At 72.6% G+C, this 9,277-nt stretch carries 8 protein-coding genes and 1 tRNA gene; 2 read left to right on the forward strand and 7 right to left on the reverse strand.

The window, feature by feature from the left end; translation table 11 throughout:
* Window positions 1-23 precede the first annotated feature (23 nt).
* The 3 genes from AQJ30_RS28825 to AQJ30_RS28835 form a co-directional block, all read right to left on the reverse strand.
* On the reverse strand, window positions 24-1,514 hold the full coding sequence (locus AQJ30_RS28825; protein ID WP_067239804.1) for a Stp1/IreP family PP2C-type Ser/Thr phosphatase: 1,491 nt from the start codon (window positions 1,512-1,514) through the stop codon (window positions 24-26).
* Window positions 1,515-1,654: 140 nt separating this feature from the next.
* A complete protein-coding gene (locus AQJ30_RS28830) occupies window positions 1,655-2,170 on the reverse strand; it encodes an FHA domain-containing protein FhaB/FipA (RefSeq protein ID WP_067239756.1) in 516 nt (171 codons plus the stop codon).
* 10 nt (window positions 2,171-2,180) lie between these two features.
* On the reverse strand, window positions 2,181-3,047 hold the full coding sequence (locus AQJ30_RS28835; RefSeq protein ID WP_067239758.1) for an FHA domain-containing protein: 867 nt from the start codon (window positions 3,045-3,047) through the stop codon (window positions 2,181-2,183).
* A gap of 491 nt (window positions 3,048-3,538) precedes the next feature.
* Between AQJ30_RS28835 and AQJ30_RS28840 the strand changes: the two genes are divergently transcribed.
* Window positions 3,539-3,622: transfer RNA gene (locus AQJ30_RS28840), tRNA-Leu, on the forward strand.
* A gap of 131 nt (window positions 3,623-3,753) precedes the next feature.
* Here the strand turns inward: AQJ30_RS28840 and AQJ30_RS28845 are convergent.
* Window positions 3,754-5,172, reverse strand: a complete 1,419-nt coding sequence (locus AQJ30_RS28845) for a DUF2252 domain-containing protein (RefSeq protein WP_067239759.1) — start codon at window positions 5,170-5,172, stop codon at window positions 3,754-3,756.
* Window positions 5,173-5,447: 275 nt separating this feature from the next.
* On the opposite strand from AQJ30_RS28845, the gene AQJ30_RS28850 reads away from it, so the two are divergent.
* A complete protein-coding gene (locus AQJ30_RS28850) occupies window positions 5,448-6,794 on the forward strand; it encodes a chloride channel protein (protein ID WP_067239761.1) in 1,347 nt (448 codons plus the stop codon).
* On the opposite strand, the gene gad is transcribed toward AQJ30_RS28850, so the two are convergent.
* The 3 genes from gad to AQJ30_RS28865 form a co-directional block, all read right to left on the reverse strand.
* Entirely contained in the window at window positions 6,778-8,142 is a 1,365-nt protein-coding gene (gene gad / locus AQJ30_RS28855; RefSeq protein ID WP_067239763.1) for a glutamate decarboxylase, read from the reverse strand. The two genes, AQJ30_RS28850 and gad, sit on opposite strands and share 17 nt — an antisense overlap.
* A gap of 62 nt (window positions 8,143-8,204) precedes the next feature.
* Window positions 8,205-8,651 (reverse strand): DUF2550 family protein, encoded by a 447-nt coding sequence (locus tag AQJ30_RS28860; protein ID WP_159052403.1) that lies wholly within the window; start codon window positions 8,649-8,651, stop codon window positions 8,205-8,207.
* Between the two features lie 51 nt (window positions 8,652-8,702).
* Window positions 8,703-9,116, reverse strand: a complete 414-nt coding sequence (locus AQJ30_RS28865) for a DUF7144 family membrane protein (protein ID WP_067239766.1) — start codon at window positions 9,114-9,116, stop codon at window positions 8,703-8,705.
* Window positions 9,117-9,277: the final 161 nt, after the last annotated feature.

The raw sequence follows: 9,277 nt of genomic DNA on the forward strand, positions 1-9,277 counted from the left end.
TGACGGGGCCTCTCACGGCTTGCCTACTGCTTACCGCACTGCGAGACGACCTCTTTCTCTTCCTCCGACAGGCTGACGCCGGGGCTGGGAGTGGCGGTCGCGGACGGGGAGGGCGAGGGGGACGAGGACGGCTTGGCGGCGCCCGAGGCGGACGCGCTCGGCGACGGCTTGGACGGGGGTGCGGCGGGACTGGTTCCCACGGCCTGGTCCTGCTTCCTGCACGCGGACGCCAGCACGGAGAGCTCGTCGATCTTCTTCTGGGCGGTGGGCAGGCTGCCCTCGGCGATCGTGGCCTGCACCAGCTTCTGCTGGTACGGCGGCAGGTACTTGAGTTCGATCTCGGGGTGGTCCTTCTCCACCTCGGACAGACTCAGCCAGGCCAGGTCCTGGCTGATGCCCCGGTAGAGCGCCACGTGCTCGCCCTTGGTGCCGACGTAGTACTGGGTCTGCGTCCAGCGCCAGCCGCCGTACAGCGCGCCGCCGACGACGGCCAGCGCGAGCACCGTGTAGAACGACCGCTTCACCCACTTGCGGCCGCTGCGCTGCTTGACGAAGTCGTCGTCGGAGTAGTCCAGGCCGCCGTAGTCCCCGGTGGGCACGAAGCCGGTGGTGTCGCCGGAGCCGGGCGGGCCGAACTGGCCGCCGCCGCCCGCCGCGTGCCGGCCGAGGCCGGCGGCACGGCCGGCCGGGGTCTGCATGATGCTGTTGTCGTGCAGCTGGCTCTGGTTCTCGGCGACCGCGCCGACCACCACCGGGGTGTCGGACAGCTGCCCGGCGAGGGTGTCGCCGGTGTCCAGGTCGAGCACGTCCGCGACGATCACGGTGATGTTGTCGGGGCCGCCGCCGCGCAGCGCGAGCTGGATGAGTTCCTGGACGGTCTCCTGCGGGCCCTGGTAGCTCGCGAGGGTGTCCTCCAGCGTCTGGTGCGAGACCACGCCGGACAGGCCGTCGGAGCAGATCAGGTAGCGGTCGCCGGCCCGGACCTCGCGGATCGACAGGTCCGGGTCCACGTGCTCGCCGCTGCCGAGCGCCCGCATCAGCAGGGAGCGCTGGGGGTGGGTGGTGGCCTCTTCCTCGGTGATGCGGCCCTCGTCGACCAGGCGCTGCACCCAGGTGTGGTCCTGGGTGATCTGGGTGAGGACGCCGTCGCGCAGCAGGTAGGCGCGCGAGTCGCCGACGTGCACCAGGCCGAGGCGCTGACCGGTCCACAGCAGGGCGGTGAGCGTGGTGCCCATGCCCTCCAGCTGGGGGTCCTCGTCGACCATCGAGCGCAGCTGGTCGTTGGCGCGCTGGACGGCCTGGCCGAGCGAGGTGAGCACGTCCGAGCCGGGGATGTCGTCGTCGAGGGCCACGATGGTGGAGATGGCCTCGGAGGACGCGACCTCGCCCGCGGCGGCGCCGCCCATGCCGTCGGCGATGGCGAGCAGGCGCGGACCGGCGTAACCGGAGTCCTCGTTGCCCTCGCGGATCATCCCCTTGTGCGATCCGGCGGCGAAGCGCAGTGACAGACTCATGCCCACCTCGCCCGTCGGCTCCGGGTACAGCCGGTCGTGTCGAGCCACACTGCCCACCCTCCGGTCGGGAGCGCGCCGGGGCCCGGGGTGCCGGCCGCCAGTGCGTGCTCGCTCCGCTCGCGCTCACTCATGATGTAGCACTACTTCCGCAGCTCGATGACGGTCTTGCCGATCCGGATCGGTGCACCCAGCGGAATCGGCGTGGGAGTCGTGAGGCGGGTCCGGTCGAGGTACGTGCCGTTGGTGGACCCGAGGTCCTCGACGATCCACTGGCCGTCGCGGTCCGGGTAGATCCTGGCATGGCGGCTCGAGGCGTAGTCGTCGTCCAGCACGATCGTGCTGTCGTGCGCGCGGCCCAGGGTGATGGTCTGCGACTGCAGCGCGACCGTCGTACCGGTGAGGGTGCCCTCGGTGACGACCAGCTTGGTGGGGGCGTTGCGCCGCGCGCGGCCGCCGCCGGCGGCCGGCTGCTGGCGCTGCTGCGGCGGCGCCTGGCGCCGGTCCTGCTGCGGCCGTGCGGCGTCCCGGCGCGCCGAGCGCTGGGTGACGCGCGTACCGAACAGGTCGCTGCGGATGACCTGCACGGCCACGATCACGAACAGCCACAGTACGGCCAGGAACCCGAGCCGCATGACCGTGAGGGTCAGCTCTGACATTGCCCCCGCTTCACCCTTCGGCTTGCCTATAGATAACGGTGGTGCTGCCCACGACGATCCGCGAGCCGTCGCGGAGCGTAGCGCGGGTGGTGTGCTGCCCGTCCACCACGATGCCGTTGGTGGAGCCGAGGTCCTGGATCGTCGAGGGCGTTCCGGTCCGGATCTCGCAGTGCCGGCGGGACACGCCGGGGTCGTCGATCCGCACGTCGGCCTCGGTGCTGCGGCCCAGCACGAGCGTCGGGCGGGAGATCTGGTGGCGGGTGCCGTTGATCTCGATCCAGTAGCGGGTGCGCGCCCCGGGCTGCGGGGCGCCGGCGAGTCCACCGCCGGCCGGGCGGCCGGCGGCGGGCGGGTAGCCGTAGCCGCCGGGACGGGCGCCGGGGGCGCCGGGCGGCGGGGCGGCGGGCATGGGCGGGGCACCGGCCGGGGCGGCCGGCGGGTAGCCGTAGCCGCCGGGGCGCGGGCCCGCGGCGGGCGCGGCCGCGGGGGCCTGCTGGTTGCTGGAGGAGGCGAGCGTACGGCTGCGCACCCGGTACAGGCCGGTGTCGAGGTCGTCCGCCTTCTCCAGGTGCACCTTGATGGGGCCCATGAAGGTGTAGCGCTGCTGCTTGGCGTAGTCGCGGACCATGCCGGCGAGCTCGTCGCCCAGCTGGCCGGAGTAGGGGCTGAGGCGCTCGTGGTCCGGGGCGCTCAGCTCCACGATGAAGTCGTTGGGGACGACCGTGCGGTCGCGGTTCCAGATGGTCGCGTTGTTGTCGCACTCGCGCTGGAGCGCGCCCGCGATCTCCACGGGCTGGACCTCGGACTTGAAGACCTTGGCGAAGGTGCCGTTGACCAGACCCTCGAGACGCTGCTCGAACTTCTTCAGGACTCCCATGGGGCACCTCCTCCGTCGTAGCTGCTGTGCCGGGGTCTTGCCGGGTACTGCTGGTCGCACCGGTCGTGCCGGTACTGCTTACTGATCGTATCCACGCGGCGGTGAATCGGCTGGTTCCCCCTTTACGACCCGGGTGAACGACCTGGGCGACGGGTTCCGCCGGACCGTCCGCCGAAGCGTCCTGCCGTACTTCTGCCCAGGATCGTAGAGGTGGCTGCCGACCAGTGTCCCGCACCTGGCTGTGGACTCCGTCCGGCTGTGGACGGACGAGGGGGCACCGGTACGAGGTTGATACGTGAACCGGTTCTCCCTGAGACGTCAGGGGCTGGTGGGAGCCGGGGGGTCCGGCGCCGTGCGGGCCGCCGGGGTGTGGGTCCGGGGGTCGTGCGGGCGGGCGGAACGGATGTGAATCCACCCCGTCCAGCGTGCTAATGTTCTGCGTGTCGGAAGGCGCCGGGCCGAAAGGAACGGAGCCGGAGGACACACCCAATGCGCGGGTGGCGGAATAGGCAGACGCGCTGGATTCAGGTTCCAGTGCCCGCAAGGGCGTGGGGGTTCAACTCCCCCCTCGCGCACAGTGAGAACCGGTGAACGGGTCTCTGCGAGTGACGGAAGTCACCGCAGGGGCCCGTTACTGGTTTCGTCGGCCGCCGTGACGCTCGCGTGAGCTATCTCACGGCACCGGGGTGTTCCCCCCTCGGGCCGCTCAGGCCGCCCGGGCGGTGACCCGGCCGGTCCGGACCGCGTCGAGCAGGGCCTCGTGGTCCCTCTCGTTCTGGTCCGCGTACCGCTCCGCGAAGGCCGCCAGTGCCCGGTCGAAGACGTCGCCGCGGCCCAGGTAGGACGCGATGGCGATCCGGTCGCCGGACCTGGCGTGGGCCCGGGCCAGCGTGGCGCCGCACAGGCGGGCGAAGACGGCCATCGTCCGCGGCGGCATGGTCTCGGTCACCGCGATGCCCTTCCAGTCCCGCAGCTGCCGCACGTAGAAGTCGCGGCGCCTGCCGTCGATGCCCTGGACCCGCTCCCAGCCGAGGAAGATGTCGCTGGTGGCCTGCATGAGGCGCTGTCCGGAGACCACGCGTTCGCCCTGGGTGGGGTACGCGCTCGCGCCGGCGTACGGCGCCAGGACGGACTCGTCGGCCTCCTTGGCCTGGAGGAAGAGCGGGTCCTCGTCGTCCTTGCCGAGCAGCAGCACGATCCAGCAGCGGGTGCCGACGCTGCCCACGCCGACGACCTTGCGCGCCATGTCGGCGACCCGGTAGCCCCGCAGCAGGAACCGGCGGTCCGACTGCAGGGTCCGTGCGTACCGCTCGATCAGCCGGCTGATCTCCGTCCGCAGCGCGTCGCGTTCGGCCCGTGGCAGCAGGTCCTCGAGCCGCATCAGCAGCGGCGGGTCGGGAGCGATCAGGCGCTCGCAGTCGACCACGTGCGTGAGCTTGTCGAACACCTGGAGGGTGTCGTGCGCGCGGGCCCGGTCCCGGGCCTGCGCCCAGCGGTCCCGGGTCTTGGCGCTCAGCACCGGGGCGAACTGCTGCTGCAGTTCGTCCGCCTCGAAGCGGGTGTACCAGACGTCGAGGTTGCCCAGCCGGGCGAGCGCCCGCATCCGCTCCCGGTAGGCCCGTACCGCCTCGCGCACCACCCGGGCCCGCTCCCTCGCGGAGAAGCCGTTCGCCCGGCCCGCGATGGCGAGGCTCGCCGACAGGCGCTTGACGTCCCACTCCCACGGGCCCGGCAGGGTCTCGTCGAAGTCGTTGATGTCGAACATCAGGCGCCGTTCCGGGGACGCGAGCAGCCGGAAGTTCAGGCAGTGGGCGTCACCGCACAGCTGGGTCGTGATGCCGCTGCGGGGCGTCCCGGCCAGGTCGGCGGCCATGATGGCGGCGGCACCCCGGTAGAACCGGAACGGTGACTCGCTCATCCGGGCGTAGCGGATCGGCACGAGTTCCGGCACGCGCCGGGCCGACTGGGCCTCGATGGTCTCCACCGGGTCGGTGCGCCGGGGCGGGGGCGAGAACTCGGCGTGGCCGGATCGGGGGGCGGCCGAGCGGGCGGCCTTCCCGCGGGCGGCCCTCTCGCGGGGCGTGAGGTGCCGGGTCTCGTCACCGGAGTGGTGGTTGTCGGTCATGGCGCACGCTCCATGCAGTCGTCACCGAGGAGCGGAGCCCCCGGCGACCGTCTCCGACCTGGCCTTCCAACCTAGCTCCGGCGGGCACGGCCTGCCCGCCGGGGCCTCGGCCGCCGTTGGGCCGCCCGGATGAAAGGCGGGTCACGCGCTCGCCGGGGACGGGCGCCCCGTGCGCCGGATGACATCGTGTGACGGACCGTCACGTCGTGAGCCAGGGCGCGGCGGTGCCCCGGTGGGGCGAACCTCGTGTGGCGATCCTTCAGGGGGCTGAGGACATGTCGGCCGTTGGCGCTGGACCACCCACGGCACAGCCGGGCGATCCGCTCGCCGTCGTGCGGGGACGCGGCTACCCGGTGCTCCTGCTGCTGGCCGCCGTCCTCGGCGCTCCCGTGGCAGCGGTGGCGTTCGGCTTCCTCGCGCTGACCGACAAGCTGCAGTCGTGGACCTACACCGACCTGCCCCGGGCCCTCGGCTTCCACGACACCCCGTCCTGGTGGCCGCTGCCCCTGCTCGCCCTGGCCGGCCTGCTGACGGCGCTGACCATCCGCCACCTGCCGGGGACGGCCGGCCACCGGCCCACCGAGGGACTGTCGGCCAAGGGGGCCCCCGCGGCCCGCGACCTCCCCGGTGTCGTCCTCGCCGCACTGGCCTCCCTCGGGCTCGGCGCGGTCCTCGGCCCGGAGGCACCGCTGATCGCGCTGGGCGCGGGGCTGGGCGCGGTCGCGGTACGGCTCGTCGTGCGCGGCGCACCGCCGAACGTGGTCGCGTCGATGGGGGCGGCCGGGAGCTTCGCCGCGATCAGCACCCTCCTCGGCTCCCCGCTGCTCGGGGCGTTCCTGCTGATGGAGGCGTCGGGACTCGCGGGCGCCCTGCTGGACGTGGTGCTGGTGCCGGGCCTGCTCGCGTCCGGCATCGGCGCCCTGATGTTCACCGGACTGGGCTCGTGGACCGGTCTGGGCACCTATTCGCTGACGCTGAACGACATCCCGCACGCGCACGCGCCCACCGCCGCCGAGTTCGGCTGGGCCCTGGTCACCGGGGTCGCCGCCGCCTGCCTCGGCACGGGCATCAAACGGCTCGGCGTCCTGCTGGAGGCACGCATCGCACCCCGGGCGGTGCGCGGCAGCGTGCTCGCGGGGCTGGCCGTCGGGGGGCTCGCGCTGGCCTACGCCGAGGGCAGCGGAAGGGCCGCGTCCGAGGTGCTGTACTCCGGTCAGAACGCGCTGGGCCCCCTGCTGGACGGCAGCGCGGGGTACTCGGTCGGCGCCCTCCTGCTGCTGCTGGTGTGCAAGGCACTCGCCTACGGGGTGTCCATGAGCTGCTTGCGGGGCGGCATGGTCTTCCCGTCCATGTTCGTGGGGGCGGTGGGCGGCATCGCGCTGTCCCACTGCCCCGGGCTGTCCCTGGCACCGGCGTTCGCGATGGGTATCGGCGGCATGTGCGTGGCCATCCTCCGGCTGCCCCTGACGTCCGTGCTCCTGGCCACGCTGCTCATGGGGAGCGACGGCCTGACGGTCATGCCGCTGGTCATCACGGCGGTCGCGGTCTCCTACGTCACCTCCGTGCGGCTGGAGCCGGCGGCGCAGCCCCCGGCGGCCGACGCGGTCAGTGGTGGAAGCTGACGCGGTCCGCGTCCTGCGGGTGTCCCTTGTCGAGGCGGGTGATCGCCCGGCGGAGGTCCTCGGCGAGGAGTTCGATCTCGTCCCGGTCGACGCCGTGCCGCACGAGCACCCGCTGGATCACCGTCTCCTGGCGGTCGGGCGGCAGCGGGTAGGACGGGACCTGCCAGCCGCGCATGCGGAGCTGGTCGGACAGGTCGTACAGGCTCCAGCCGACCGCGCCGGGGTCGGTCAGGGTCCAGGACACGGCGGGCAGGGCCCCGGTGCCGTCGTAGAGCAGGGTGAAGGGGCCCATGTCGGCGATCTGCCGGGCGAGGTGCTGTGCCGTGTCGGCGCACGCCTGGTAGACGCGCCGGTACCCCTCGCGGCCCAGGCGCAGGAACATGAAGTACTGGGCGACGACCTGGCCGCCGGGGCGGGAGAAGTTCAGGGCGAGGGTGGGCATGTCGCCGCCGAGGTAGTCGACGTGGAAGACCAGGTCGTCCGGCAGCGCCGCCTTGTCGCGCCACAGGGCCCAGCCCACGCCGAGGGGGGCCATGCCGTACTTGTGGCTGGAGGCGTTGATCGAGGCGACCCTGGGCAGGCGGAAGTCCCACTCCAGGTCGGGGTGCAGGAACGGGGCGATGAACCCGCCCGACGCCGCGTCGACGTGCACGGGGACGTCGAGCCCGGTCTCGGCCTGGAGACGGTCGAGTTCGGCCGCGATCTCCGCCACCGGCTCGTAGGTGCAGGTGTAGGTCACCCCGAGGATCGCCACGACGCCGATGGTGTTCTCGTCGACGTACTCGCGCAGCTGGTGGGCCTGCAGGCCGGTCGCGCCCGGCTCCACCGGCACCTGGCGCAGTTCGACGTCGAAGTAGCGGGCGAACTTCTCCCAGCAGACCTGCACCGGTCCGCACACCAGGTTGGGCCGGTCGGCCGGCTGTCCGGCGGCCCGCCGGCGGTCGCGCCAGCGCCACTTCAGGGCGAGGCCGCACAGCATGGCGGCCTCGCTGGACCCGGTGGTGGAGCACCCCACGGAGGGTTCGGACCCGTCGCCGGTGACGGGCGCGTGCCACAGGCCGGCCAGGATGTTGACGCACCGGGACTCGATCTCGGCGGTCTGCGGGTATTCGTCCTTGTCGACGATGTTCTTGTCCAGGCACAGGTCCATCAGGCGGCGGACCTCGTCGTCGGTCCAGGTGGTGCAGAACGTGGCGAGGTTCTGCGCCGCGTTGCCGTCGAGGAGCAGCTCGTTGCGCAGCAGCTGGTAGACGACGCCCGGCCGTGCCGGGAAGTCCGGGATGGTCCGCTTGGACAGGGGCTGCTCGCTGATCGGTGAGGTGAAGATGTCGGCGGCCGCGTCGATCATCCTCTCCTTGGCTTTGTGCAGAGCCACGGGTGGCACCTCTCGCTGTGGGGGGGGGCTGGGGGTCAGAGGTGGTCGCGGGGTGAGCGGGTGATCCCGGTCGGGTCCGCGGCGGGCCGCCGGCAGGCCAGCGGCTCGTCCTGCGCGCGAACGGCGACCTCGAGCAGCGCGCGGGGGGCGGTGAGCGCGGTGACCGCCGTGAGGTGGCGGGGGCGCCGCACCTCCTTGGGGGCGAGCGGGCGCGGGGCGCTCACGGCGTCCACCGGCAGCAGCGCGGTCCGCAGGAGCAGCGGGGCGGAGTTCCACACGAAGACGTCCTGGACCCACCGGCCGTACCCGGACCGCCACCGCGCGTGCAGACCGTCGGCCCGGCCCTCGACGACCCGGGCGGCACCGCGGAACGCGCCCGGCCGGCGGGCCAGCCAGCGCCGTCGGCCGAGCCCGGCGGCCGCCGCGAGCGCCACCAGGGCCGCCAGGCAGACGCCGAGGACGGCGAGCGGGGGCCCCGGCATCACGTCACCGCCGTACCGCGGGGGGACACGTGGGCGGTTCCCCTCGTCCGGTCAGTCTTCCCGCCGCACGACGCACAGCGCCCAGATGACGAAGGCGTACAGCGCGATCAGGGTCAGGGACCAGAACGGGTAGTACGGGATCGACAGGAAGTTGGCGATGATCAGCAGGGCGGCGATGCCGACGCCGACCACCCGGGCCCACGTGGCGCGGGTGAAGAGGCCGACGCTCACCGCCATCGCGATCACGCCGAGGACCAGCTGGATCCAGCCCCAGGAGGTCAGGTCGAACTTGAAGACGTAGTTCGGGGTGGACAGGTAGACGTCGTCATTGGCGATGGCCATGATCCCCCGGAAGAAGTCCAGGATGCCGGCGATGAACAGCAGGACGGCGGCGAACGCCGTCAGCCCGCCGGCCCAGGCCTGGGAGGTGTCCGAGCGGGGGGTCGAGCTCATGGTCCTGCTCATGGTCGCTTCCTCATTTCCTCGGTGAGCCGCAGCGAGGTTCCTCGGTGCGCCGCAGCGAGTTGCACTCCGTCCTCCGAGCATGGGGGAGGACCGGGGGCGGGGAACCACCCGTAACGGGTGAGGTTGGTGGGGTGCTTCGCCGGGGCGGGACACCCCCTAGG

Source organism: Streptomyces longwoodensis, assembly GCF_001514125.1.
Taxonomy (GTDB): domain Bacteria; phylum Actinomycetota; class Actinomycetes; order Streptomycetales; family Streptomycetaceae; genus Streptomyces; species Streptomyces longwoodensis.